This is a genomic window from Kitasatospora sp. NPDC051984 (assembly GCF_044593455.1).
Taxonomy (GTDB): Bacteria; Actinomycetota; Actinomycetes; order Streptomycetales; family Streptomycetaceae; genus Kitasatospora.
In genome coordinates this window covers 1-24,449 of record NZ_JBIUCB010000021.1, presented here as the reverse complement: position 1 = coordinate 24,449, position 24,449 = coordinate 1, and the positions used below count along the sequence as shown (strand labels likewise).

General features: G+C 74.2%; 14 protein-coding genes. 4 read left to right on the top strand and 10 right to left on the bottom strand.

The annotated features are described in order from the left end of the window. The first annotated feature begins 7 nt into the window (after nucleotides 1–7). Nucleotides 8–772, top strand: a complete 765-nt coding sequence (locus ACIHEI_RS29640) for a methyltransferase domain-containing protein (protein ID WP_396608837.1) — start codon at nucleotides 8–10, stop codon at nucleotides 770–772. A gap of 11 nt (nucleotides 773–783) precedes the next feature. On the opposite strand, the gene ACIHEI_RS29635 is transcribed toward ACIHEI_RS29640, so the two are convergent. Continuing rightward, on the bottom strand, nucleotides 784–1,731 hold the full coding sequence (locus ACIHEI_RS29635) for a hypothetical protein (protein WP_396608836.1): 948 nt from the start codon (nucleotides 1,729–1,731) through the stop codon (nucleotides 784–786). A gap of 202 nt (nucleotides 1,732–1,933) precedes the next feature. Here ACIHEI_RS29635 and ACIHEI_RS29630 point away from each other — a divergent pair, with 202 nt between their 5' ends. Then, nucleotides 1,934–3,103 carry a serine hydrolase domain-containing protein gene (locus tag ACIHEI_RS29630; protein WP_396608835.1) on the top strand — a complete coding sequence of 390 codons (1,170 nt, stop codon included), beginning with the start codon at nucleotides 1,934–1,936 and terminating at the stop codon, nucleotides 3,101–3,103. A gap of 66 nt (nucleotides 3,104–3,169) precedes the next feature. Here the strand turns inward: ACIHEI_RS29630 and ACIHEI_RS29625 are convergent, their stop codons facing one another. From ACIHEI_RS29625 to ACIHEI_RS29615, 3 genes are all read right to left on the bottom strand, one after another. Further along, the gene (locus ACIHEI_RS29625) at nucleotides 3,170–4,249 is read right to left on the bottom strand and encodes an arylcarboxylate reductase (protein WP_396608834.1); all 1,080 of its coding nucleotides are present in this window, start codon (nucleotides 4,247–4,249) and stop codon (nucleotides 3,170–3,172) included. Continuing rightward, a complete protein-coding gene (locus ACIHEI_RS29620; RefSeq protein WP_396608833.1) occupies nucleotides 4,246–5,208 on the bottom strand; it encodes an ACP S-malonyltransferase in 963 nt (320 codons plus the stop codon). Before ACIHEI_RS29620 ends, ACIHEI_RS29625 begins: the two co-directional genes overlap by 4 nt. 368 nt (nucleotides 5,209–5,576) lie before the next feature. After that, nucleotides 5,577–6,338 (bottom strand): thioesterase II family protein, encoded by a 762-nt coding sequence (locus tag ACIHEI_RS29615; protein WP_396608832.1) that lies wholly within the window; start codon nucleotides 6,336–6,338, stop codon nucleotides 5,577–5,579. A 464-nt stretch (nucleotides 6,339–6,802) separates the two neighbouring features. Here ACIHEI_RS29615 and ACIHEI_RS29610 point away from each other — a divergent pair, with 464 nt between their 5' ends. Next, the gene (locus tag ACIHEI_RS29610; RefSeq protein ID WP_396608905.1) at nucleotides 6,803–8,635 is read left to right on the top strand and encodes a BTAD domain-containing putative transcriptional regulator; all 1,833 of its coding nucleotides are present in this window, start codon (nucleotides 6,803–6,805) and stop codon (nucleotides 8,633–8,635) included. An 87-nt stretch (nucleotides 8,636–8,722) separates the two neighbouring features. Continuing rightward, nucleotides 8,723–9,385: a class I SAM-dependent methyltransferase gene (locus tag ACIHEI_RS29605; protein WP_396608831.1), complete on the top strand. Its 663-nt coding sequence runs from the start codon at nucleotides 8,723–8,725 to the stop codon at nucleotides 9,383–9,385. A gap of 51 nt (nucleotides 9,386–9,436) precedes the next feature. Here the strand turns inward: ACIHEI_RS29605 and ACIHEI_RS29600 are convergent, their stop codons facing one another. The 6 genes from ACIHEI_RS29600 to ACIHEI_RS29575 form a co-directional block, all read right to left on the bottom strand. Beyond that, complete coding sequence (locus ACIHEI_RS29600) at nucleotides 9,437–10,537, bottom strand: HAD-IIIC family phosphatase (RefSeq protein WP_396608830.1); 1,101 nt, start codon at nucleotides 10,535–10,537, stop codon at nucleotides 9,437–9,439. A gap of 35 nt (nucleotides 10,538–10,572) precedes the next feature. Further along, a complete protein-coding gene (locus ACIHEI_RS29595; protein WP_396608829.1) occupies nucleotides 10,573–11,688 on the bottom strand; it encodes an acyl-CoA dehydrogenase family protein in 1,116 nt (371 codons plus the stop codon). Next, nucleotides 11,681–11,962 carry an acyl carrier protein gene (locus tag ACIHEI_RS29590; RefSeq protein WP_396608828.1) on the bottom strand — a complete coding sequence of 94 codons (282 nt, stop codon included), beginning with the start codon at nucleotides 11,960–11,962 and terminating at the stop codon, nucleotides 11,681–11,683. Before ACIHEI_RS29590 ends, ACIHEI_RS29595 begins: the two co-directional genes overlap by 8 nt. 59 nt (nucleotides 11,963–12,021) lie before the next feature. Then, nucleotides 12,022–12,891: a 3-hydroxyacyl-CoA dehydrogenase family protein gene (locus ACIHEI_RS29585; RefSeq protein WP_396608827.1), complete on the bottom strand. Its 870-nt coding sequence runs from the start codon at nucleotides 12,889–12,891 to the stop codon at nucleotides 12,022–12,024. A gap of 17 nt (nucleotides 12,892–12,908) precedes the next feature. Further along, nucleotides 12,909–19,169, bottom strand: coding sequence for a type I polyketide synthase (locus tag ACIHEI_RS29580; RefSeq protein WP_396608826.1), 6,261 nt, complete (start codon nucleotides 19,167–19,169; stop codon nucleotides 12,909–12,911). Between the two features lie 31 nt (nucleotides 19,170–19,200). Beyond that, the coding region (locus ACIHEI_RS29575; protein WP_396608825.1) for a type I polyketide synthase at nucleotides 19,201–24,449 on the bottom strand (5,249 nt) is incomplete at its 5' end.

Here is a 24,449-nt window from a genome sequence, read left to right as displayed (position 1 = left end):
GCATGCCATGGACGCTTCATTCGATGCCCTCCTCGACGAGGCGGCCGGCGCCCCGGTCGACGGCTGGGACTTCTCCTGGCTGGACGGCCGGGCCACCGAGCAGCGCCCCTCCTGGGGCTACCAGCGACTGCTGGGCGAGCGGCTCTCCGCCGCCACCGCCGCGCTCGACCTGCAGACCGGCGGCGGCGAGGTGCTGGCGGGTGCCGGGCCGAAGAACTTCCCGCCCACCCTGGCCGCCACCGAGGGCTGGCCGCCGAACGCGGCCCGGGCCACCCGCCTGCTGCACCCGCTCGGCGCCGCCCTGGTGACGCACCAGCAGGGCACCCAACTGCCGTTCTGTGACGGCGCGTTCGACCTGGTGACGAGTCGCCACCCGATCGCGGTGCAGTGGCCGGAGATCGCCCGCGTCCTCACCCCCGGCGGCAGCTACTTCGCGCAGCACGTCGGCGGCCGCTCCAACGTGGAGCTGACCGCGTACTTCCTCGGCCCGTTCGAGGTGGGCGACTCGCGCGAGCCGGAGGTGGAGTCGGCGCAGGCCCGGGCGGCGGGGCTGGAGATCGTGCAGTGCCGCAACGAGCGGCTGCGGCTGGAGTTCTTCGACGTCGGCGCCGTGGTCTGGTTCCTGCGCAAGGTGGTCTGGGCGGTGCCGGACTTCACCGTCGAGCGCTACCACGAGCGCCTGCGCGAGCTGCACGACCACATCGCGCGTGAGGGCGCGTTCGTCTCCACCACTTCCCGCACCCTGATCGAGGCCCGCAAGCCCACCACCTGACGCCCACCACCTCAGCGTGCGAGCCACCGCACGGGGTGCCCGGCCGGTCCCCTGGTCAGCCAGCTGCCGTCGCCGAGCGGCTGCAGGTCGTAGGCATGCTCACCGTGGGTGGTCAACTCGCCGAGGACCCGGCCGTCGTGGGCATCGACGCGGTAGGTCCGGAACCACTCCTGCTCGTCCTCGGTCTCGCCGGCCAGGACGAGCAGCAGGGTGTCCGCGTCCAGGTACCCGCCGCTCCACTCGACGACGGCCTCCGGCTCGGCGTCGTCGCCGAAGTCGCCCAGGGCGAGGGTGAGTTGCACCTCGCCGCCGGGGAGCGCGAGCACGGTGGCGTCCTCCTGCCCGTGATCGACCGTCAGCAGGTGGCGGCCGTCGGGCGACATGCCGATCGGGCAACGGTCGTCCCACGGCAGGTGCTCGACCCGGAGGCCGGCCTCGGTCAGTGTGCCCCGGTACACGGTGGTGCCGTCCTGGCCCTCGCCGACGTCGAGCAGCATCGCCCCGCTCGCCCGGTCCACCCACTGCTCGCCGCCCTGACCGACCGTCTCCAACTCGGCCCGCCCGAGCAGCGTGCCGGTCGCGGCGTCCAGCACCGTCCAGAGGTCGGCCTCGCCGCGCCCGGCCATCACGTCCGGCTGGTAGACCCAGACGCTCCGCCCGTCCGGCGCCAGTGCGCAGTTCGGCGCGTGACTCCACGACCTGCCCTGCTCCGGCGCGAACCCGAAGCGCCACACCTGCTGTCCGTCCGCCGCCACGCACACCACGCCGTCCGCCGTGGCGTAGTACGCCCGGGCGAGGTCGGCCGGCACCGCCAGGCTCACCACCTCGTCCCCGGCCACCGGCCGGAAGACGGCGACGGGCGCCAGTTCGCCCACCGCGCTGCCGGAGGGCCGGTAGGCGCATATCCGGCCGTCCACCAGGCGCGTGACGACGGGACGGTCGTGCGAGGAGTCGTTCATGCCCGGGACGTTAGTGGGCGCCCGTGACACACCCCGCGCTCCCCGTCGTTCGACGGGGTCACGGCGCACCCCCTTCCGTCCGGAGAATGATCTTCCATTCCGGTCTCTCCTCCCGGCGAGTGATGCCGTGGGGGCGCCGGAGCCGTGAGGCTGTCGGCGACGAACCCCCTTCTGATCTGAGCGTTTGTCGAAGGAGACTCGTGTGAAGAATTACCGATCCGCGCTGCGGCTGGCCGCGTCCTTGCTGGCGGGTGCGTCGGTGTTCGCCCTGGCACCCACGGCCGGGGCAGCCACCGTGGGCAGCCCGGTCCCGCCGCGGGCCGCGCTCCAGCAGGGGCTGGACGCGCTGACCGTGCGGGCGGGTGCGACCGGTGCGGTCGCCGAGGTGCGCGACCACGGGCGGGCGGTGTGGCGCGGAACGTCGGGCGTCGCCGACCTGAGCACGCGGCAACCCGCGCCGGTGGACGGGGAGTTCCGGGCGGGCAGCGTCACCAAGACGTTCGTCGCCACCGTCGTGCTCCAGCTCTCGGCGGAGCGCCGGGTGGGCCTGGACGACCCGATCGAGCGCTACCTGCCGGGCATGATCCCGAACGGCGCGAACATCACCGTCCGCCAGGTGCTGAACCACACCGCGGGCCTGTTCGACTTCCTGGAGGACCCGAAGTTCGCGTACGAGTCGGACGACGCGCTGCGTCAACTCCTCGCCGTGGACCGGTGGAAGACCCTCGCCCCCCGCGACCTGATCGCGATCGGCGTCTCGCACCCGCCGTACTTCCCGCCCGGCCAGGGCTGGCACTACTCCAACACCGACTACCTGGTGCTGGGCGAACTGGTGCGGCAGGTCACCGGCAACGACTGGCGGACGGAGGTCAACCACCGGGTGCTCCAGCCGCTGGGCCTGCGCCACACCTTCCTGCCGGGCACCTCGACCACCGTCCCGGGGCCGCACAGCCACGGCTACCTGGCGCTGCCCGACGGGCCGGCCGACATCACCGAGCTGAACCCGTCGATGGCGGGCGCGGCCGGTGAGATCATCTCCACCACGGACGACCTGGCCCGCTTCAACGCGGCGCTGCTCGGCGGCCGGCTGCTGGCCCCCGCGCAGCTCGCCGAGATGACCACCACGGTGGCGGCGGACGAGCAGCCCCCGACCCGCTACGGCCTGGGCCTGATGCAGCTGCGGACCTCCTGCGGCGAGGTCTGGGGCCACCCGGGCGGCATCCACGGCTACGTCACCTACCTGTTCGGCGACCGCTCCGGCACCCGCCAGATCGCCATCTCGGCGAACCCCTACGACCCGCAGAAGGGCGCCGAACTGACCCCGGCCGTCCTGAGCCTGATCGACCTCACCTTCTGCGGCCCGAAGTCCTGACCCGCCCGACCGCCCCACTCCCCACCCGAGCGGGGCGGTCCCCCGGCCCGCCACGACGCCCCTGGCTCAGTAGAGGCCCTCGGGGGACGAACTGGCGATCTGGAGGGGGCGGACGTTGGCGACGCCGTCGGTGGGCCAGTGGTCGGTGGGGTGACGGAGGGCCTGGTCGCGTTCCAGGATGTTGGGGAGGAAGAGGTCCTCGTGGAGGACGGTGAGCCGTACCTGGCCGACCGTGCCGGGGGCGACCGTGGTCATGGGGTCGGCCTTGTCGACCACCGCCATGGTGACCTGCGGGTAGTTCGGGACGTAGCTGATCAGTTCGCCGTCCCGTTCGATGTCCAGCAAGGCCGCGTTGCCGAAGGTGTTGCCGTAGGTCAGCCCGCAGATCCCGCCCTGCAGGGCGGCGGTGAAGGTCCGGTACATGTCGGCGCTGATCTGGGTGCCGCTCAGGCGGACGCCGTCGAGGGCGGCGACCAGTTCGGGCCGGTGCTGGCGGAGGGCCTGGAAGAGGGCCGGGGTGGTGTTGACGTAGTGGACCCGGCCCGGCGCGAGGACGTCGGCGATCTGCTCCAGCAGGTGGGTGGTGTAGTCGCCGACCTCGGCCATGCGTCCCGCCCGGATCAGGCGCTTCACCCATCGGGGGTCCATGTCCACGGCGTACACCTGGCCGGCGTGGAGTTCGGAGACCTCGTGGACGCCGTTGCCGATCAGGTGCGGTCCGGTGGGGGTGGCCTGCAGCCAGGTGCGGCCAGGTGCGAAGCCCTCCCGGACGAACGACCAGCGGCGCCAGAGCGCCCGGTGCCGCAGCATGTCGGGGGTGTAGAACGCCCGGCAGGGGGTGCCGGTGGTGCCACCGGTGTCCCAGACCCGGCCGACGAGCGGCCTGGGCACCGACAGCGGGACGAGGTCCGCGGGGTCCTGCGTGCGCAGCCGGTCGAGCGGGAACGGGCCGAAGGCCACGAGCTGGTCGTAGCGGGTGATGTCGCGCGGGTCGAAGTCCAGCTTGGGGGCCTGCCCGAGCCAGTAGGGGCTTCCGGTCACCGGGTCGAAGTGCCGCCGGACCACGGCGCGGGTCCACTCGTCGAGGTCGGTGTCCAGCCATCGCGCGATCTGGGTGTCCGGGTCGGCGCCGGTGAGGGCGGTCACGACAGGGCCGGGGCGCCGGAGAGGTCGATGCCGAGCTCGTAGGCGGTGGTCAGGGCCTGCTCGACGTGCTCGGGCCGCTCGATGTGCACCACCGGGAAGGGGAACGCGAGGATGCCCTCGGGAATCGAGGGTCCCATCACCAGCCCGAGCTGTACGCCCTGCTCCTTCATCCCGGTGTAGACGTCGACCAGGCTGATCGGGTCCGTGGAGTTGCGCTGGAAGAGGTCCCTGACGTCGGCGCCGGTACGCAGGACCTTGGGCTCCAGGCAGGACAGCAGGGGGATCTCGGGGTCGCCGAAGGGGATCGCGTCGATCCGCGGGGCCATGAAGTCGCGGTAGGGCCGGCGCAGCGGGGTGTGGACGGCGATGGTGCGGCCGGGGAGCGGGACGACCGTTCCCGGCGGGACCTCGGCGGCGAGCGCGCCGAGTGCTTCGGCGTGGCCGGCGAGCATCATGATGCGCTTGGTGCCGTCGGCCGTGGGGCCGAAGTCGCCCGCCAGGTAGACGCCGGGGACGTTCTCGCCGGGGTGGGAGGGGGCGCCGTCGTCGAGGGAGCCGAAGGCGATGGCTATGCCCTGCCGCGGGTCCTCGGCGGGCGGTTCGGGGGTGTCGCGGGATCCGGCCAGCATCTCGAACAGTTCCCGTCGCCCCAGCGATCCGGCGAGGCAGCTGGCGGTCATCGCGCCGAGGCTGAGGCCGCCGATGGCCGCGGGGCGCAGGTTGAACGAGGCGAGCACGTCGTGCACGCCGATCGCGAGGGCGGCTTCGCGGACCGTGCCGACGCTCTGGCGCTCCTCCTGGGCGGTCGGGAGGTCCTCCTCCAGGATCTGTCCGACCGTCAGTCCGGTCCACGCGGAGACTTGCTCGTACCAGTCCTGCACGACCTCGTAGGTCCGGTAGAGCTCCAGGCCGTGCGGCTCGGTCCCGACGCCGCCGCCGAACAGGTACCCCAGACTCATGACAGCTCCTGTGAATGGTGTGAAAGGAGGGAACGGTGGTGCGGATTGGGCGTGGTGCGGCAGAGTGAACCCGGCCGCACAATGCCGCAGAATCCGGCGTCCGACCGGACGCTCGGTAACCAGTCTCGCGACGCGATATCGAGACGATATCCGGATCTGGGAAAATCTCCGGCAGCACAGTGGCGGAGTTGCATTTCCCGCCTTCGAAAGGGATTTTCTCGGCCCGCGGCAACTCCAGGTGGACTCGCACGGCGGGAGACGGAGGAACGGCGCATCCCGTCCTCTCCCAGGACTCGGGGAATTCCGGGAGAACACGGGGTGTCCGTACCCCTGAGCCGGGCACCTCCGTTTCCCCGCCGTCCGGGCGTTCAGGCGCGCAGCGCGCCGGTGAGGTGGTCGCGGAGCACGGCGGTCACCTCGTCCGCCCGGCTGCTGAGGTAGAAGTGCCCGCCGGGGAAGACCTTGAGGTCGAACGCGGCCGTCGTGCGCTCGCGCCAGCGCCCGACCTCGGGGACCGGCGCCCAGCGGTCCTGGTCCCCCACCAGGGCGGTGACCGGGCAGCCGACCGCGGCGTCGCGGTCGGCGCGGTAGGCCCCCACCGCGCGGTAGTCGCCGCGCAGCGCGGGCAGCACCATCGCCAGCAGTTCCTCGTCCTCCAGGAGTCGGGCGTCGGTGCCGCTCATGGCCCTGAGCTCGGCCACGATGCCCTCGTCGTCGACCGGGTGGGAGGAGTCGGGCCGGTCCGCGGACGGCCCCTTGCGGCCGGAGAGGAAGAGGTGGTCGATCCGGCCGCCCGCGCGCTCGATCCGCCGGGCCACCTCGAAAGCGACGAGCGCGCCCATGCTGTGCCCGAAGAGGGTCAGGGGGAGGTCGTCCCAGCGGCGCAGCGCTTGGGCCACCTCGTCGGCGACGCGGTGCAGGTCGTGGACGCCGGCTTCCTCCCGGCGGTCCTGCCTGCCGGGGTACTGCACGGCCAGGACGTCGACCGGGCCCTGCAGTGCGGCGGACACCGGGAAGTAGAAACTCGCCGAGCCGCCGGCGTGCGGAAAGCAGACCAGGCGGCGGGTGGCCGCCGGCGAGGGGTGGAAGCGACGGCACCACAGGTCGCTGTCCAAAGAGAGGGAGGTCATGTCGGCCTTTCATTCTCTTCTCGAAATCCGCGCGGTGCCGGCGGGCGGGGTGTGGTGCTCGGTCAGGACATCCTCCGCACCGACGGGCCGTCGGGTGCGCGCTTATACGGAGAGCTTCGATCGACGGCGATCGGCGACTCACGGGCACCGCATATGACAGCAGCCTGCCATACCGCTCGGAATGTCAGCAAGTACTCACCGGAGCGCATCGATCCGCTCATGTCCGGGGTCAATTCCGGCCATCTTCTCCGGTGATTGGCGAGGACGTTGCGAAACGGAGCAATCCGGTGGGCTTTACTTGGCTCCGACTCGGCGGCACCGGTCCGACAGGACCGCGTTGACGCGTACACGGTCCCCCAAAGAGGCTGGAGGCAGCGTTGTCCACCGGCCGTGCGACGAAGAGGACTCTCCCCTTGAACTTCCTGTTGCTGGGCCCGCTTTCCATCCGGTTGAACGCGTGCGAGGTGCACGTGTCGGCGCCGAGGCAACGTGTGGTCATGGCAGCGCTCCTCTTCAACGCCAACCGGGTGATCTCGGTCGACCGGATCGCCGAGTACGTCTGGGACGGCGCCCCGCCGCCGAGTGCCGCCGCGACCATCCGCACCTACGTGATGCGCCTGCGGCAGTCGCTGGGCGAGATCGCCTCCGCCCGGATCCTCACCCGGGCGCCCGGCTACCTCCTCGAACTCGGCGAGCACGAGAGCGACCTCGGGCAGTTCACGGCCCACCGCCGGCGCGCGGCGGAGCTGGCCGAGCGCGGAGACCTGGAGGGCTCCTCCGCCGCGCTGGCCGAGGCGCTCGCCCTGTGGCGCGAGGAGCCGCTGGCGGACATCCCGTCGCAGACGCTGCGCGACGTGGAGGGCCGCTACCTCCAGGAGCTGCGCCTGCAGACGATGGAGCTGCGGTTCGACGCGGAGCTGGCGCTGCTGCGGCACGCCGAGGTCGTGCCGGAGCTGGTGCGGCTGGTGCGGAAGCACCCCTTGCGGGAGGCTCTGGTGGGCAAGCTCATGCTGGCGCTGTTCCGCTCGGGACGGCAGTCGGAGGCCCTGGACCTCTACCGGCGCACCCGGGTGCTGCTCGTCGAGCAGCTCGGCACCGAACCGAGCGCCGATCTGCGCGAGGTCCACCGGCGCATCCTCTCGGTCCCCGACCGGCCCCGTACGCCCGGCTCGCCGGAGCAGCCCGCGACGGCCCGGGCGGCGGCCCCCGCGTCGGCGCCGGCCGCCGTCTGGGACAGACCCTTCCGGCCGAGTCCGGCGCAGCTCCCCTCGGTGCCGCTGCCGCTGTCGGCCCGCTCCGGTGCGCTGACCCGGCTGCAGCACTTCCTCACGACCGGCTCGATGCCCGCGGGCATGGTGGCGACGGCGGTGGTGACCGGCCGGGGCGGTGTCGGCAAGAGCGCGCTGGCCCTGCACGCGGCGCACGCCGTACGCGGCGCCTCGGTGCACGGCCAGCTCTACGCGGATCTCGGCGGAGCCGCCCGGCCGCTGACCGCCCGGGCGGTCCTGCCGCGGTTCCTGGCGGACCTCGGGGTGCCCCGGGACGAGATACCCGAGGAGTCGTCGGAGCGGGAGAGCCTCTACCGCTCGCTCACCGCGGGCCGTCGCCTGCTGGTGGTGCTCGACAACGCCTCCAGCACCGCGCAGGTGCGGCCGCTGATACCGGGCAGCGGGGGCAGCAGACTGCTGGTGACCAGCCGGCGCCGACTGGCCGACCTGGAGGGGGCGCGCACCCTCCAGCTCGGCCCGCTCGACGAGGCCGGGTCGCTGGAGCTACTGGGGAGCATCGTCGGCCCGGCCAGGGTCGGTGCCGAACCGCAGGCGGCCCGTGCAGTGCTGACGGTCTGCGCGGGCCTGCCGCTGGCGATACGGATCGCGGGGACCCGGCTGCTGGAGCGCCCGCACTGGAGCATCGGGTACTTAGCCCGACGGCTCACCGAGGCCCCGCAGCTGCTGGACGAACTGCACGCGGGCGACCTCGGTGTCCGGCCCTGCCTCGACGCCGACCATGCCGGGCTCCGGCGGACCGCTCCGGCCGGGATCGACCCGGCCGAGGTGTTCACCGCGCTGGGGGCCGCCGGAGCGTGCTCCGTCTCCGGCAGCCGGGTCGCGATGATGTTCGGCTGCTCCGAGGAGCAGGCCGAGGAGGCCCTGGACGCCCTGGTCGAGGCGAACCTGCTGGGTGCGCCGACGGCGGGCCGCTACCGGCTGGACGCGCTGCTGCAGGCCTACGCCCACGAGCGGGCGCAGGCGGTCGCCGTCCGGCAGCACGACCAGCCGTACATGCGCGCCGGGTGACCTCCCGGCGGCCCGCCCGTCCCTCGCCCCGATCCTTTTCGACCTGATCTCCCCCGACCCCGATCACCTCCGAGAGGACCCTTCGCCATGGCCGACCAGACAACAGCCACCCGCGACCTGCTCGCCTACGTCCGGGAGGTCTCCCTCCGTGACGACGATCTGCTCAGGGAGTTGCGGGAGACCACCGCGGACCTGCCGGGCGGCACCGCCATGCAGGTGATGGCGGAGGAGGGCCAACTGCTGGCCCTGCTGGTCGGGTTGACGGGGGCCCGGGCGGTGCTGGAGATAGGCACCTTCACCGGCTACAGCACCCTGTGCATGGCCCGCGCCCTCCCGGCCGACGGGGTGCTGGTGTCCTGCGACATCGAGGAGCGGTGGCCGGCCATCGGCGCCGAGTTCTGGAAGCGGGACGGGGTCGACGCGCGGATCGACCTGCGGATCGGCGATGCCGCCGCGACCCTGGACGCGCTGCTGGCGGAGCGCGGACCGGAGAGCTTCGACCTGGTGTTCATCGACGCGGACAAGACCAACTACGTCCGCTACTACGAGACTTCGCTGGCGCTGCTGCGCGCCGGCGGTCTGATCGTGGTCGACAACACCCTCTTCTTCGGCCGGGTCGCCGATCCGGCCGCCGTGGACCCGGACACCGCCGGGGTCCGGGCGCTGAACCGGGCCCTGCACGAGGACCCCCGGGTGGAGCTGTCGCTGCTGATGATGGCCGACGGGATCACCCTCGTCCGCAAGCGCTGAAAGCAACGGGCCGGGGTCCGGCGCTCCCGGGAGCGCCGGGCCCCGCGGCCGTCACGGTGTTCCCGGGCCCCCTTCCGGCGTGGTCAGGTCGGGTGCGTCCACGCTGATGACGGTGGACACCACGCGCGGGCCGGGGACCAGGTGCAGGCGCTGGAGTCCGGTGTCCTCCGGGGCCGGTGCGAGGACGTCGGCGCACGGGCACGGGGCTTCGTCCAGGCCCTCGAAGCCCGCGAACCGGTAGGCGATCTCCATCATCCGGTTGCGTTCGGTCGCCCGGAAGTCCGCGACCAGGTGGACCCCGGCCCGGGCGGCGGCGTCGGCCAGCCAGTTCAGCAGGGTCGCGCCGGCGCCGTAGGCGACGACCCGGCAGGAGGTGGCGAGCAGCTTGAGGTGCCACAGGCCCGGGTGCCGCTCCAGCAGCAGGACGCCGACCGCGCCGTGCGGGCCGAACCGGTCGGTGAGGGTGACCACCAGGACCTCGTGCCGGGGGTCGGTGATCAGGCCGCGCAGCACCGCGTCCGGGTAGTGGACCCCGGTCGCGTTCATCTGGCTGGTGCGCAGGGTGAGTTCCTCGACCCGGGACAGCTCCTCGCCGGTGGCCCGGCCGATGCGCATCCGCAGGTCCAGGGAGCGCAGGAACTCCTCGTCGGGGCCGGGGGCGGCCGCCCGCTCGGCCTCCCGGCGGAAGCCCGCCTGGTACATCTGGCGCCGCCGCCGGGAGTCGACGGTGCTGGTCGCGGGGGTGAACTCGGCGAGTTCGGGGAGGTCGAGGACCTGCTCGGCCGGGTAGCAGCGGACGTCGGGCAGGTGGAAGGCCACTTCGGCGCGTTCGGCGGGCCGGTCGTCGACGAAGGCGATGGTCGTGTGCGCGAAGTTCAGCCGGTCGGCGATCCGGCGCACCGACTCGGACTTGGCGCCCCACCCGATCTCCGGCAGGACGAAGTACTCGGCCAGGCCGAACGCCTCCAGCCGGGCCCAGGCGTGCTCGTGGTCGTTGCGGCTGGCGACGGACTGCAGGATGCCGCGGGAGTCGAGCTCGATCACCACCTTGCGCACCTCGTCCGGCAGGCGCACCTCGCCGTCCTCCAGCAGGGTGCCCTGCCAGAGGGTGCCGTCCAGGTCCCAGACCAGGCACTTGACGGTCTCAGCCATGTCGTCCTTCCTCGTCTCGTCGGCCGCGGGACCGCTCACAGTGCCCCCGTGGCGGAGAGGGCGTGCTGCGCCAGCATCAGCCGGCACAGCTCGTTGCTGCCCTCGATGATCTCCATCATCTTGGCGTCCCGGTACGCCCGGGCCACCGTGTGCCCGTCCCGGGAGCCGGCCGAGGCCAGTACCTGGACGGCCGTCGCCGCAGCCTGAGCGGCCTGGGTCGCGCTGACGTGCTTGGCCAGCACGGTCGCCACCACCTGGTCCGGCGATCCTTCGTCCCAGCAGCGGCTGGCGTGCTCGCAGACCCGGGTGGCCACCTGCTCGGCCGTGTAGAGGTCGGCGAGGTGTCCGGCGACGAGCTGGTGCTCCGCGAGCGGCTTGCCGAACTGCTCCCGTCCGGCGGCGTGCGAGGTGGCCGCCGCCAGACAGGCCCGCAGGATGCCCACGCACCCCCAGGCGACGGACATCCGCCCGTAGGCCAGCGCCGTCGTCACCAGCAGGGCCGGCGGCAGTCCGTGACCGCCCAGGACGCTGTCGGCGGGCAGCCGCACCCCGTCGAGGTGCACGTCGGCGTGTCCGGCCGCGCGGCAGCCGAGCGGGTCGGCGATCCGCTCGATCCGGACGCCGGGCGCGTCGGCGGGCACCACGACGGCCACCGCGCCGTCCTCGTAGCGGCCGACGATGACCAGCAGGTCGGCGTAGTGGGCGGCGGTCACCCATTTCTTGTGTCCGTCGACGACGACCGTGTCGCCGTCGCGGCGGACGGTCGTCGTCATCGCCGAGAGGTCGCTGCCGGCCCTGGGCTCGCTGAAGCCGACCGCCGCCAGCTCGCCGCCGGTCAGCCGGGGGAGGTAGACGGCCGCCTGCTCGGCGGTGCCCAGGCGCTGGATGGTCCACGCCGCCATGCCCTGGGAGGTCATCACGCTGCGCAGCGAGCTGCACAGGCCGCCCACGTGGGCGGTGTACGCGCCGCTGTGCGTGCTGCTGAGCCCCCAGCCGCCGTACTGCGACGGGACTTCGGCGCACAGCCGGCCCTCGGCGCCCAGCTCGCGGAGCAGGGCCCGCGGGATGAGGCCGGTCCGGTCCCACTCCCCCGCCAGGTCGCCGACCCGCAGGGTGACGGCGGTCATGGCGCCGCTCAGGTCCTCACCCATGCTGGCCCCCGACGGCGGGCTCCTGGAGCCGGGCCACCAGCTCGGCCATCCGCCGCACGGTGCGGAAGTTGTCCAGCCGCAGGTCCGCGCCGCGGACGGCTATGGCGTAGGTCTTCTCCAGGTGCACCACCACCTGCATGGCGAAGAGGGACGACAGCCCGCCGGCGTCGAACAGGTCGGTGTCGGCGTCCCAGGCGGTTCCGGTGCGTCCTTCCAGGAACTCCAGCAGTTCCTTCTCCAGGGCGTGGGTGTCGGGCGTGTTCGTCCTGCTCATGGCCGTCTCCTTTTCGGGGTGATCGGGGGTGATCGGGGTGATCAGGTGTGGTCGGGTGATCAGGTGTAGTCGTAGAAGCCGCGCCCGGACTTGCGCCCCAGCCGGCCCTCGCGGACCAGCCGGAGCAGCAGTTCGGCGGGGCGGCAGCCGTCGTCGCCGGTGCGTTCGTGGAGCACGGTGAGGGAGTCGACGAGGTTGTCGATGCCGATCAGGTCCGCGGTGCGCAGCGGGCCGGTGGGGTGTCCCAGGCAGCCCTGCATCAGGGCGTCGACGTCCTCGGCGGTCGCCGTGCCCTCCTGCACGACCCGGGCCGCGTCGTTGATCATCGGGTGCAGGATGCGGCTGGTCACGAAGCCGGGCGCGTCCCGGACGACCACCGCCTTCCGCCGCAGTGCCGTGAGCAGGGCCGCCACGGCGGCCATCGCGGAGTCCCCGGTCCTGGCGCCGCGGACCACTTCGGCGGTTCCGATCAGGTAGGGCGGGTTCATGAAGTGGGTGCCGACCAGTTCCTCCGGCCGCTCCAGGGCCCCGGCCAGTTCGTCGACGGGGATGGAGGAGGTGTTGGTGATCAGCAGGGTGCCGGGCCGGACCAGTCCGGAGACCTCGGACAGGACGGCGGCCTTGATCGCGGCGTTCTCGGTGACCGCCTCGATGACGGCGGTGGCTCCGGCGGCGGCCTTGAGCGAGGTGCCGGTGGCCAGGGTGCCGAGGGGCGTCCCGGCGGGCAGTGCGCCCATCAGCTCGGCCAGCCGGAGTTCGCCGCCGATCAGGTCCGCGGCCCGGTCGAGCCGTTCCCGGTCGACGTCGACCAGGTGGACCGGCAGGCCGTGCCCGAGGGCGAGGACGGTGATTCCGACGCCCATCACCCCGGCTCCCAGCACCGTGAGGGCGTGCCGCGGGGGGGAATCGTCATAGGGGGCGGTGGTCAACGGGTTCTCCTTCGTTCTCACTGGCCGTTGGGGGTAGGGAAGGTGTCGGGGGTGCGCAGGGTCGCGTCGAGCCAGTCGGCGACGGCGTCGCCGGTGGTCGCGACGTGCTGCTCCATGAGCGAGAAGTGGTCTCCGGGAACGTCGACGACGGCGTCGGCGCCCTCCCAGGACGCGCGCCACTCACCGGCGTCGGCGGACGGGCTGCCGAGCGGGGTAGAGGCACGGACCAGCAGCAGCGGGGCGCGGACTGCCGGGGGCTTCCAGTCGTCGAGCAGCCGGAAGTAGCCGCCCATCGCGGTCAGCCGGGTCCCGTCCATCGGGGCGGCCCGCTCCTCGCGGGCGAACATGCCGCCCAGCAGGACGTCGTTGAACTGCGTGATGCCCCGGTTGTCGGAGAGGTAGGTGTCCAGCAGCACCACGGCCGCCGGGCCCGCGCCGCGCCGCTCCAGCTCGGTGGCCACTCCGTGGGCGAGCGTGCCGCCGGAGGAGGAGCCGGCCAGGACGAGCGTCCGTCCGGGCAGTTCCCGGAGCAGGGTCGTCGCCTGGAAGTCCAGCAGGGCCGCCATGTCGGCGGGCAGGTCCTCCTCGGGGGTGAACCCGGGGGCGTCCAGGGCGGCGACGGCGTAGCGGTCCCGGAAGCGGGAGGCGAAGCGGGCGTACTGGTGGGCGCCGCCGAGGGCGACGATGGAGCCGAAGCAGACGAGTACGGGGGCGTCGGCGCGCTCGTTCAAGTGCAGCAGCCGCGGGCCGGCGCCGGCGGCCGCGAGGTCGCTGCCGCTGTGGAAGGCCGGGCGCAGGGCGGAGGCGTTCTTGAGCAGCGCGATGCCCTCGTCGACCCGGCCGAGTGCGCAGGCCCGGCGGAACAGCACGCTCGCCGGGTCGGTGTCGGTGTCAGCGGCGTCGGCCACGGGTGCCGCTTCGGGCCGGGGGGTGTCTTCCGTCCGGGCCTCGGCGGCGAGGCGTGCCGCGAGCGCGGCGGGGGTTCCGCTGTCGAAGACGGCGGAGGGCCGCAACCGCACTCCGGTGGCGGCGGCCAGCCGGTTGCGGAGTTCGACCGCGGTCAGCGAGTCGAAGCCGACGGAGAGGAAAGGCGCCGTCGCGGACAGTGCCCCCGAGTCGGTGTGGCCGAGGACTTCGGCGGCCTCGGTGAGGACGAGTTCGCGCAGGATCAGCTCGCGTTCCCGTGCGTCGGCGGCGGTGTCGAGCCGGTGCCGAAGCGCCGCGGTGGCGCTCGGCGCCGCCTTCGCCCCGGTCGTCGCGGCCGGGCCGCGCCGGACCAGGGAGCGCAGCATCGGGTGGACCGGGCCGTCGCCGCGCACGGTGAGGTCGAGGTGGGCCAGGACGACGGGGCTCCCGTCTCCCGGCGGGGCGGCGTCCGCGGCGCACACGGTGTCCAGCAGGGCCATGGCTTCCTCGTCGGAGAGGCCGCGGGCGCCGCGCCGGTCGATCCGCCGCCGGTCGGGGCCGGCGAGTGCCGCCGTCATCCCGCTCACCCGCTCCCAGGGCCCCCAGGCCAGGGACAGGCCGGGGAGCCCGAGCCGTCGGCGTTCCGCGACGAGGGCGTCGAGTGCGGCGTTGGCGGCCGAGTAGGACGCCTGGCCGGGGCTGCCCAGCACGCCGGCGGCGGAGGAGAAGACGACGAACGCGGCGAGGTCCGCTCCGCGCGTCAGCCGGTCGAGGTGGCGGGCGGCATCGAACTTGGGCCGCAGGACGGCGGCCATCCGCTCCGCCGTCAGCCCGTCCAGCAGGCCGTCGTCGAGCACTCCGGCGGTGTGCACGACGGCGCACAGCGGACGGCTCTCGGGGATGGCGGCCAGGGCGGCGGCCAGGGCCCGGCGGTCGGACACGTCGCAGGCGAGGGCGGTCACCTCGGCTCCGGCCCCGGCCAGCTCCGCCGCCAGCTCCGGCAGGCCGGGGGCGTCGGCGCCGCGGCGGCTCAGCACGAGGAGGTGGCGTACCCCGTGCGCGGCGACCAGGTGCCGCGCCAGGACGGCCGCGAGGGCGCCACCGCCGCTCAGCAGCACCGTCCCCTCGGACGGCCCGAACGCGCCGGCCGACCGGATCGCGGACGCGGGGGCGGAGGCGGGGGCGGAGGCCGTGGGCCGTACCAGTCGCGGGGCGTACAGGATGCCGCCGCGCAGCGCCGCCTGCGGTTCGCCCGTGGCGAGGAGGTCGGCGAGCGCGTCGCCGAGACCGTCCTGGTCCGGCCCTTCGGTGTCCAGCAGCACGAACCGGTCGGGGTGTTCGAGCTGAGCGGCCCTGAGCATGCCCCAGACGGCCGCCGCGCCGGGGTCCGCCGGCCGCGCGCCGAGCGGGCCGGTCGCTCCCCGGGTGAGCACCACCAGGGGCGTCCGGGCGGTGCTGTCGTCGGCCAGGTGGGCCTGGAGGCGGTCCAGCACCCCGGCCGCGACCGCGTGCACCGCCGCGGGGTCCGCGTCCAAGGCGGGGGCGTCGACGGACGGCGGGCAGGTCAGCAGCACCGCGTCGGGTGTCGCGGACCGGGGTTCGACGGGGAAGGCGTCCGGCAGCAGCCGCTCGTCCCGCGGGCCGAGGAGGCCCCAGCGGGTGACCGGGCGCGGACCGGGCCCGGCGGTGACCGGCGTCCAGCCGACGTGGAAGACGGAGCCGGAGGACGCCCGCAGCGCGGCGGTGGACGCCGTCCGCAGGGTGAGCGAGCCGACCGTCGCCACGGTGCGCCCCGAGGGATCGGTGATCCGCGCGGTGACGGCGTCGGGGCCGTCGGGGCGCAGCCGGACGCGCAGGACCGGCGCGTCGGAGGCTTCGATCGCGACGCGCTGCCAGGAGAACGGCAGGGGGACGCCGTCGGCGGGCTCCGCGGTCGCGGCGCCTTCGCGCAGGCCGGTCGTCTGGAGGGCCGCGTCCAGGAGCGCCGGGTGCACGCCGAAGCCGTCCGCCCCGGTGCCGGGGAGGCCGTCGGGCCGGGCCACTTCGGCGTGGATCGCGTCCGCGGTGCGCCAGGCGGCGCGCAGGCCCCGGAACGCCGGGCCGTAGGCGACGCCACGGGCCTCGAGCAGCCCGTACAGCTCCTCCACGTCCAGCGGGACGGCGCCGGGCGGGGGCCACGCGCCGGCCGGTCCGGCCATGTCGTCCGGATCGGCCGAGGAGTCCCGGGGACCGACCGTGCCGGTCGCGTGCCGGGTCCAGGGCCGGTCGGCGGCGCCGGGGGCGGCCTCGGGCCGGGAGTGGAACTCCACCGGGCGCCGGCCCGTGCCGTCTTCGGCACCCACTCGTACGCGCAGCTGTACGGCGTGGTCGTCGGGCAGCAGCAGCGGGGCGGCGAGGGTCAGTTCCTCCACGAGGGCGCAGCCGTGGTGGCGGCCCGCGTACGCGGCCAGCTCCACGAGGGCCGCGCCGGGCAGGATGACGGCTCCGGCCACGGCGTGGTCGACGAGCCAGGGGTGGGTGACCGGAGAGAGCCGGCCGGTGAAGAGGGTGCCCGCGTCGTCGGGCAGTTCGATCGCGGCGCCGAGCAGCGGGTGGTCCGCGGCGGATTGGCCCGTGGCCGCCTGGTCCCGGTCGGCCGGCAGGGCGTCGAGCCAGTAGCGGCGGCGCTGGAAGGCGTAGGTGGGCAGGTCCACCCGCTGGGCGCCGGTTCCCGCGAACAGCCGTTCCCAGTCGACGCGCAGGCCCCGGACGTGTGCCCCGGCGAGGGCGAGCTGGAGCCGGCGGAGCCCTCCGGCTCCGCGCCGCAGGGTGTCGAGCACCACCGTCTCCGGGGCGCCCTCGTCGGCGGCCGTGTCCTCGATCCCGTACATCAGGGCCGGCTGGGGGCTGGACTCGATGAAGACGCGGTGGCCGGCCGCGAGGAGCGCGCGGGTGGCCTGCTCGAACTCGACGGTCTGCCGGAGGTTGCGGTACCAGTACTCGGCGTCCAGGGCCTTCGTGTCCAGCAGGCCGCCGGTCACGCTGGAGTAGTACGGCACCGCGCCGGACAGCGGCACGATGCCGTCCAGGTCGGCGAGCAGGCGCTCGCGGATCTCCTCCACGTGTGCGGAGTGCGACGCGTAGTCGGCTTCGATCCGAGTCGCCCACACCCCTTCTTCCAGGAGTTCCTCCACCAGCGCCGTGACCGCGTCCGCGTCGCCCGACACCGCTGTCGACGACGGGCCGTTGACCGCGGCCACCGACAGCCGGCCCGCGACCCGCTCCCGCACCACGTCCACCGGCAGGGGCACCGAGGCCATACCGCCCCGGCCCGCCAGCGTCCCCACCGCGCGGGAACGCAGCGCGACCACCCGCGCCCCGTCCTCCAGACTCAGACCACCCGCCACCACGGCGGCCGCGATCTCACCCTGCGAGTGGCCGACCACGGCGTCCGGAACGACGCCGAACGCGCGCCACACCTCCGCGAGCGACACCATCACCGCCCACAGCACCGGCTGCACCACATCCACCCGCGCCAGCAGCGCCTCCGAACCCAGCGCCTCCGCCAACGACCAGTCCACGTAAGGCGCCAGAGCCCGCTCGCACTCGGCCATCCGCCCGGCGAACACCTCCGACTCACCCAGCAACTCGACCGCCATGCCCACCCACTGCGAACCCTGGCCCGGGAACACCAGCGCCGAACGGCCGGGGAGCGGCCCGCCACCGACCGGCACGGCCGCCGAGCCCTTGCCCCGCGACAGGGCGGCGAGACCGGCCAGCAGCTCGTCCCGGTCCGCCCCCACCACCACCGCACGCTCCGCGAACCGCGAACGGCCCGCCAGCAGCGAACGGCCCACGTCCAGCACGTTCAGGCCCGGTTCCGCCGTCACCCGTTCGTGCAGCGCCGTCGCCTGGGCGCGCAGCGCCTCCGGGGTGCGCGCCGACAGGATCCAGGGGACCGCGGCGGGCTGGTCGACCGGCGTGTCAGTGGAAGCCGTCGGGTCGGCCGGGGCCTGCTCGAGGATGACGTGCGCGTTGGTCCCGCTGGCGCCGAAGGAGGACACCCCGGCCCGGCGCGGCCGTCCCGTCTCCGGCCAGGGGGTGGCCTCGGTGAGCAGGGAGACGGCTCCCTCGGTCCAGTCGATGCGGGGCGAGGGGCGGTCGACGTGCAGGGTGCGCGGCATCACGCCGTGCCGGATCGCGAGCACCGACTTGATCACCCCGCCGACGCCCGCGGCGGCCTGGGTGTGGGACAGGTTGGACTTCAGCGATCCCAGCCGCAGCGGCCGGCCGGCGGGCCGGTCCTGCCCGTAGGTGGCCATCAGCGCCTGGGCCTCGATGGGGTCGCCGAGGACGGTGCCGGTGCCGTGCGCCTCCACCATGTCCACCTCGGACGGGGCGAGTCCGGCGTGGGCGAGCGCCCCGTTGATGACGCGCTGCTGCGCGGGCCCGTTCGGGGCGGTCAGCCCGTTGCTGGCGCCGTCCTGGTTGACGGCCGAGCCGCGGATGACGGCCAGCACCGGGTGCCCGTTGCGGCGGGCGTCCGAGAGCCGTTCCAGCAGGAGCAGGCCCAGGCCCTCCCCGAACCCGGCGCCGTCCGCCGCGGACGAGAAGGACTTGCTGCGCCCGTCGGGTGCCAGGCCGCGCTGGCGGCTGAATCCGACGTACAGGCCGGGGGTGGACATCACGGTCACCCCGCCGGCCAGGGCGAGGGTGGTGTCGCCGGAGCGCAGTCCCTGGCAGGCGAGGTGCACGGCGACCAGGGAGGACGAGCAGGCGGTGTCCAGGGTGACCGCCGGGCCTTCCAGGCCCAGCGTGTAGGCGATCCGGCCCGAGGCGACGCTGGGGATGGTGCCGGTGCCGAGGAAGCCCTCCACTTCGTCGGGCACCCGGCCGAGGCGGGACCCGTACTCGCTGTAGATCACTCCGGTGTAGACGCCGGTGCGGCTGCCGCGCAGGGTCGCCGGGTCGATGCCCGCACGCTCGATCGCCTCCCAGGACGCTTCCAGCAGCAGCCGCTGCTGCGGGTCCATGGCGAGGGCCTCGCGCGGGGAGATGCCGAAGAAGCCGGCGTCGAAGCCGGTCGCGTCGTGCAGGAAGCCGCCTTCGCGGACGTAGAAGGTGCCGGGGGCGTCGGGGTCGGCGTCGAAGCCGCCCTCGACGTCCCAGCCGCGGTCGGCGGGGAACGGCGAGACCGCGTCGCGCTCCTTGACCAGCAGGTCCCACAGGTCTTCCGGGGTGCGCACGCCACCGGGGTAGCGGCAGCTCATCGCCACGATGGCGATGGGCTCGGCGGAGTCGTCGCGGAGCCGCCGGTTCTCCTGCCGCAGGCGCTGGTTGTCCAGCAGCGAGGCGCGCAGGGCGGCGACCACCTGGTCCGTGTCGGTGGGCATGGGGTTGGGCTTCTCCTTCTGCGGCTGTCGGTCAGTCACGTTCGCCGCCCAGGGCCATCCGGACGAGGTCGTCGACGGCCATGCCACTGATGTCGTCGGCGGCGGGAGCCGGCGTCTCCGGTGCGTCCGGTCGGTCGGCGAGGTCCAGCAGCGCGTCGAGCAGGCCCGCCCGGCGCAGGGCGGCGGGTGGGATCGCGGCGAGCAGGGAGCTGATCTCGTGGTCCGCGCGGTCCGTCCGGCCCGGCGTCCCGGTGGCCTTCCCGGTGGCGCCCGGCCCGTCGGGGACCAGGCGCCCGGCGAGATAGGCGGCGACGGCGGCCGGGGTGGGGTGGTCGAAGACCAGGGTCGCGGGCAGCCGGCGGCCGGTGGCGGCGCCGAGCCGGTTGCGGAGTTCGACGGAGGTGAGCGAGTCGAAGCCGAGGTCCTTGAACGCCTGGTCCGGCTCGACGGCCCCCGCTCCGCCGTGGCCGAGGACGTCGGCGGCCCGGCTCCGCACCAGGTCGAGCAGGGTGGCGAGGCGCTCCTCCGGGGTGAGGTCGGTCAGCCGGCGGCGCAGCGAGTCCGCTTCGGCGGCGTCCGCCCCGGAGGCGGGGCGGCGTGCGGCCCCGGGGACCAGCGCGGAGAGCAGGGCCGGGACGGGCCCGGTCCGGGCCGCCGTCCGGAGCCGGCCGAGATCGATCTTGACCGGGACGAGCAGCGGTTCGTCCAAGGCGAGCGCCGCGTCGAACAGGGCCAGGCCCTCTTCGCTGCCGATGGCCGCGGTGCCGCCCCGGGACATCCGCCGCAGGCCGGTGGCGCTGAGCGTGCCGGTCATGGTGCTGCGCTGCGCCCACAGGCCCCAGGCGAGCGACTGGGCGGGCAGGTGCAGGGCACGCCGGTGCTGGGCGAGCGCGTCGAGGAAGGCGTTGGCCGCCGCGTAGTTGCCCTGCCCCGCGTTGCCGACCGTGGCGGACGCGGAGGAGAAGAGGACGAAGGCCGACAGCGGCAGCTCACGGGTGAGGGCGTGCAGGTTGAGGGCCGCGTCGACCTTGGGCCGCAGGACGTGGCGCATCCGGTCGGGGGTCAGCGACTCGACCGTCCCGTCGTCCAGGACGCCGGCCGCGTGGACGACCGCACTCAGCGGACGGTCGGCGGGGATGCCGGCGAGCAGGGCGGCGAGCGCGTCCCGGTCGGCGACGTCACAGGCCTCCACGTCCACCCGGGCGCCGTGTCCGCGCAGTTCGGCGGCGAGGTCGGCCAGGCCCGGGGCGTCCGCGCCGCGCCTGCCGACGAGCAGCAGGTTCCGTACGCCGTGCGCGGTCACGAGGTGCTGGGCCACCAGGCCGCCGAGCGCGCCGCCGGCCCCGGTGACGAGGACGGTTCCCCCGGCCGCGCCGATACCGGACGGCGCGTCCGGGCCCGGGTCCGTGGCGACGGCAGCCCTGGTGAGGCGGGCGGCGAGGAGCCGTCCGGCGCGGATCGCCAGCTGGGGTTCCGTTCCGGCCAGTGCCTGGGGCAGCAGCCCGGTCACGGCGGCCGGGTCGTCGGTGTCGATCAGCAGGAAGCGGTCCGGGTGCTCGGACTGGGCGGAGCGGACGAGGCCGCGGACCGCGGCGCCGGTGAGGTCGGTGACCTCCTCACCGGCCTCCGTGGAGACCGCGCCCCGGGTGACGAGCACCAGGCGCGAGTCGGCGAAGCGGTCGTCGGCGAGCCAGTCCTGGACTAGCCGCAGGGCGTCGTCCAGCGCGGTGTGCACGGAGGCGGCGTCGGGCGGGGACTGCAGGCGCGGGGCGTGGTCGCACCAGGCCAGCACCGCGGCGGGCGACGGCGCTCCCCCGTCCAGTGCGGCACCGAACGCGGCCAGGTCCGGATGGCTGTCCGGGAAAAGCTCCCGGCCACCGAGGACGGCCCAGCCTCCGAGGAGGTCGGCGGGTGCGGTGGCGGGCGCCTCCGACCACCGCAGCCGGTAGAGGGACTCCGGGCCGCCGCCGGGGCGGAGGGCGTCCAGGTCGATCGGGCGGACGGCGAGCGCCTCGACCGACACGACCGGGAGGCCGTGCGGGTCGGTCGCGTCGATCGACACCGATCCGTCCGGCCGGAAGCCGAGCCGCACCCTGAGCGCGGTGGCTCCGGAGGCGTGCAGCCTGACCCCGCTCCAGGAGAACGGCAGTCCGGCGGACGGCCGGTCCGGGCCCGGCCCGGTCTCCGGCTGGGCGCTCAGGAACAGCCCCTGGAGGGCGGCGTCCAGGAGCGCGGGGTGCACGCCGAACGCGGAGGCGGACCGGTTCCGGTCCTCGGGCAGACGCACCTCGGTGAAGATCTCGTCGCCCCGGCGCCAGGCGGTGGTGAGCCCGCGGAAGGCGGGTCCGTAGCCGTAACCGGAGGCGTCGAACCGCTCGTACAGGTCGTCGACGGGGATCGGGACGGCGCCGGGCGGCGGCCAGGCACCGGCGTCGGCCGGTACGGGTGCGGGCGACGGTTCGCGGGTCGTGGCGTCGGCGGTGAGCCGGCCGGTCGCGTGCGCGGTCCAGTGCGGGGTTGCCGCGTCCTCCCGGCAGGAGAACAGGTCCAGCGAACGGCTGCCGTCCGCGTCTGCGGCGCCGACCCGTACTTGCACGCGGACGGCGGTGTCGGCGGATATCAACAGCGGCTGCTGGAGCGTCAGTTCCTCCACCGCGTGGCATCCGGCCTCGTCCGCGGCACGTACGGCGAGTTCCGCGAAGGCCGCGCCGGGCAGCAGGACCGCACCGGCCACGGCATGGTCGGCGAGCCAGGGGTGGGTGCGCAGCGAGATCCGGCCGCTGAGCAGCAGTTCACCCGTGTCGGCCAGCTCGATGGCCGCCCCGAGAATGGGGTGGTCGGCCGGGTCGAGCCCCGCCGAGCCCACATCGGCCGCCGTGGCGGGCGCCGGCTCGGGCCAGTAGCGGGTGCGCTGGAAGGCGTACGTCGGCAGCTCGACGCGCCGCGCCCCCGGGAACGCCCCCGACCAGTCCACCCCCAGCCCGCGCTCCCACGCACGGCCCACCGCGCGCAGCACCTGCGCCGGGCCGCCCTCCCCACGACGCAAGGTCCCCAGCACCATGGCATCCGCACCCGCGGCCTCCACCGACTCCCCCACCGCCACGCCCAGCACCGCATGCGGACTGGACTCGACGAAGAACCGGAAGCCCTCCTCCAGCAGCACCTCGGTGGCCTTGCCGAACTCGACGGTCTCCCGGAGGTTGCGGTACCAGTACTCGGTGTCCAGCGACTTCGTGTCCAGCCAACTGCCCGTCACCGTCGAGAAGAACGGCACCTCGCCCGAGAGCGGCGCGATCCCGTCCAGGTCGGCCAGCAGCCGCTCGCGGACCTCCTCCACGTGTGCGGAGTGCGACGCGTAGTCCACCTCGATCAGCCGCGCCCGCACCCCTTCGCCCACGAGCTCTTCCACCAGCGCCGCGACCGCGTCCGCGTCGCCCGACACCACCGTCGACGACGGGCCGTTCACCGCCGCCACCGAAAGCCGGCCCGCGATGCGCTCACGGACCACCTCGACCGGCAACGGCACCGACGCCATACCGCCCCGGCCCGCCAGCGCGCGGATCGCCAGAGAACGCAGCGCCACAACTCGCGCGCCGTCCTCCAGGCTCAAGCCGCCAGCCACGCACGCAGCGGCGATCTCACCCTGCGAGTGGCCCACCACCGCGTCCGGAACGACGCCGAACGAACGCCACACCTCGGCCAGCGACACCATCACCGCCCACAGCACCGGCTGCACCACATCCACCCGCGCCAGCAGCACCTCCGAACCCAGCGCCTCCGCCAACGACCAGTCCACGTAAGGCGCCAGAGCCCGCTCGCACTCGGCCATCCGCCCGGCGAACACCTCCGACTCACCCAGCAACTCGACAGCCATCCCGACCCACTGCGAACCCTGACCCGGGAACACCAGCGCCACCCGACCGTCGACCGGGCGACCGCCGTCCCACGCTCCCGAGTCGTCGTCGGCCATCCGGCCCAGCAGGGTGTGGAGCTGGTCCCGGTCCCCGACCAGTGCCTTCCGGTACTCGAAGGCGGTGCGCCCGTACAGGGCGGAGCCGATGTCGCGCGGGTCGGAGCCGGGGCTGCCGTCCAGGTGGCGGCGCAGCCGGTCGGCCTGGGCGCGCAGTGCCTGCGGTCTCTTCGCCGACAGCAGCCAGGGCACCGCCGAGGCGGGGGTGCGCTCGGCCGGCGGGCCGTCGTCGTCCAGGGGGGTGTGTTCGAGGATGGTGTGGACGTTGGTGCCGCTCAGGCCGAAGGAGGACACTCCGGCCCGGAAGGGGCGGCCGTGGAGGGGCCAGGGCTGCTGCTCGGTCGCGAGGGCCAGCGCTCCGCGCGTCCAGTCGACGTGGCCGGAGGGCCTGCCGACGTGCAGGGTGCGGGGCACCTGCCCGTGCTGCATGGACAGCACCGTCTTGATGACCCCCGACACACCCGATGCCGCCTGGGCGTGGCCGAGGTTGGACTTGAGGGAGCCGACCAGCAGGGGCCGGTCGGCGGGCCGGTCCTGGCCGTAGGTGGCCAGCAGGGCCTGGGCTTCGATGGGGTCGCCGAGGGTGGTGCCGGTGCCGTGCGCCTCCACCACGTCCACGTCGGACGCGGTCAGCCCGGCGTCCGCCAGCGCCGCCCGGATCACCCGCTGCTGCGAGGGGCCGTTGGGGGCGGAGAGTCCGTTGCTGGCACCGTCCTGGTTGATGGCAGAACCGCGTACCACCGCCAGTACCGGGTGTCCGTTGCGGCGGGCGTCCGACAGCCGCTCCAGCAGCAGGACGCCGACCCCTTCGCCCATGCCCATGCCGTCCGCGTCGTCCGAGAAGGCCTTGCAGCGACCGTCCTCGGCGAGTCCCCGCTGACGGGAGAAGCTGATCAGGGCACCGGGGGTGGCCATCACGGCGACGCCGCCGACCAGGGCGAGCGAGCAGTCGCCGCCGCGCAGCGCGCGGCCGGCGTAGTGCATGGCGACCAGCGAGGAGGAGCAGGCCGTGTCGACGGTGACCGCGGGGCCTTCGAGGCCCAGGGTGTAGGCGACCCGGCCGGAGACCACGCTGGGTGCGCTGCCGGTGAGCAGATGGCCGTCTCCTTCCTCGGACTGGGCGACGACGGCCGCGTAGTCGGCGTAGTTGACGCCGGTGAACACTCCGGTGCGGCTGCCGCGCAGGGTGGCCGGGTCGATGGCGGCGCGTTCGATCGCCTCCCAGGTGGTCTCCAGCAGCAGCCGCTGCTGCGGGTCCATGGCGAGGGCCTCGCGCGGCGAGATGCCGAAGAACTCGGCGTCGAAGTCGG